Origin of the sequence: Geobacillus sp. B4113_201601, from assembly GCF_001587475.1 — a bacterium.
In the GTDB taxonomy this organism is placed as follows: domain Bacteria; phylum Bacillota; class Bacilli; order Bacillales; family Anoxybacillaceae; genus Geobacillus; species Geobacillus icigianus.
The window spans coordinates 1,500-3,225 of the sequence record NZ_LQYX01000100.1 but is presented as its reverse complement, the minus strand read 5'-3'; the positions used below and the strand labels follow the sequence as shown (position 1 = coordinate 3,225).

Here is a 1,726-nt window from a genome sequence, read left to right as displayed (position 1 = left end):
TTCCACGGAAGTTTCCTCGTTCTCCGGCATGGACGCGTTCCCCTGATGGCGGAGACGGAGAAGGCGGGTCGTCATCGGGATCCCGATCCGTCTCCGGGGACTCGTCCTGTTCATCTTCCCGGGCGGTGCGGGCGAGGTAGTCCTCCAACGGTTCCACCGGAGCGAGCTTGACTTCCCGCAAGCGGTGGATCGAAGCATTCGCCCGCACTTGAGTGCCATCGGCCGCCGCATGCACATCCGGCGAGACCAGCCCTGCCGCGATGCACTGCTCTACCACGTAGGTCATCAGCCGATCAAAGATTCCGTGTTGGCGCCAGCGCTTCCGTGTTTTGACGAGCGTCGTTCGATCCGGCAGTGTGGGGTGATGAGGATCCGGATGGAGCACGGATTCAAAGTCGAGACCGCAAAACCACAAGTATCCGGCATGCATGGGGAGGATCTCATACAACTCCCGCTCGGAGTGGTCGAACAAATACGATAGCAGCATCAGGCGAAGCAGCCGTTCCGGATCCGCCGCCGGGCGACCCGTTTTTTCCGTGTACAGGGGAGCTACCCCATCGTGAATGACGGAAAAGTCAACCGCTTCGTTGATTTGGCGCAGGATATGATGTGGGGGAACCAGTTCCTCCATGTCGATGACTTGAAACAGACGAGGCTGAGTCGAAGGATGTTTGGGGGCTTTCATGATCTGCTCACGCTCCATTCAAAGATTCTTCTTCCTTTTTCGACATAAGCCCCCTACATCCCTGCCTTGGCGTGTACTTTTTCACCGGCCTTCTAAGGATATGGCAATTCGTTATTATCAATGGTATGCAAATAAGGAGAAGCATTGAAATCATATGAGGTTTTATAAAGTAATCTCAGACAACTGCCTTGTTAACTTCATAATTAAAGCCGGTTGATAATTGACATCTAATAACTTTATAGGTGTCTTCATGTGAACTACCCACCACTTATTGACCTTACGGTCTAATTGAAGTGGGGGCTTCTCGGAGCTGCTTTTACTAGCCAGCTAAGTTTACCAAGTTAACTCCCTTGTTCCAGAAGTTCAGAAAAAATTTTTGCACGTTGGTTTATCATAGTAAGCTTGCTTTTCACCTATGATCAAAAGACGGTGCAAACATTTTACGTGGCAGCACACGACCTGCCACAATCTGTTTGGTTGTCAAAGAACACGCAAAAGATTTATAAGAAAATAATACCATATTTTAACATAGGGAGGGACAATCCTATAGGCTTCGCCTAGCCAAAATTCATCTCCCCCTTGCGGTTGTACTTCGTTCTTCACACGCTTGAAGAGGGAGACTTATTTTGGAATTACGTTAAATAGATATAAGGTACAGAAAGTAATCAGATTAAGGATGGATTCAATGAGTGAAATTGGAGCGATTGTAGAGAATCCGGAATTCTATAAATATATGAGCGGATATAAAAATCTAAAGCACTATGCAAATATGGCAAGACACAAAGTCACTGAGGAACGTATTCAAGAAGTAATAAGAGTGGTAGGTCTTGAACAAGTTATTCACCAAAAGGTAAAGACATATTCACTTGGAATGAGGCAACGATTAGGATTAGCACAAGCTTTATTGCATAATCCATCTTTATTAATACTAGATGAACCAACAAATGGACTTGATCCTCAGGGGATTAGAGAATTTAGGGATTATGTTTTCTTATTGCAGGAGGGTCTTCACCATTTTCTGTGATTTCCACTCAATTCTAG

1 protein-coding gene and 1 pseudogene are annotated in these 1,726 nt (G+C 46.4%); one reads left to right on the top strand and one right to left on the bottom strand.

Annotated elements, in window-relative coordinates:
* A partial coding sequence (locus tag B4113_RS20720; RefSeq protein WP_369802281.1) for a transposase occupies window positions 1-703 on the bottom strand: 703 nt, incomplete at its 3' end.
* 613 nt (window positions 704-1,316) lie between these two features.
* Here B4113_RS20720 and B4113_RS14505 point away from each other — a divergent pair.
* A pseudogene (locus B4113_RS14505) lies at window positions 1,317-1,682 on the top strand (ATP-binding cassette domain-containing protein); the annotation flags it as partial.
* Window positions 1,683-1,726: the final 44 nt, after the last annotated feature.